Below are 232 nucleotides of genomic sequence, written 5' to 3'. Positions count from 1 at the left end.
GGCTGCAGTCGATTTTATGGGACTACAACCTTATGTGGATCGTGAACGTATCGGTGTCATCGGTATCTGCGGCATGGGGGGGATTGCCCTGAACGCTGTTGCCGTGGATAAGCGCGTAAAAGCGGTCGTTGCCAGCACCATGTATGATATGAGCCGCGTAATGTCAAAAGGCTACAATGACAGCGTAACACCGGAGCAACGCGAGCAGGCGCTGGAGAAGATGAGTCTTCAA

Annotated in this window: 1 pseudogene; it reads left to right on the top strand. The window is 53.0% G+C overall.

The window, feature by feature from the left end:
* Nucleotides 1-16: 16 nt before the first annotated feature.
* A pseudogene (locus FLQ03_RS14370) lies at nt 17-232 on the top strand (acetylxylan esterase); the annotation flags it as partial.

Source organism: Vogesella urethralis, from assembly GCF_007644045.2.
GTDB lineage: Bacteria > Pseudomonadota > Gammaproteobacteria > Burkholderiales > Chromobacteriaceae > Vogesella > Vogesella urethralis.
Note: the sequence above shows the minus strand (reverse complement) of the source record. Positions and strands in the feature narration are given on the sequence as shown.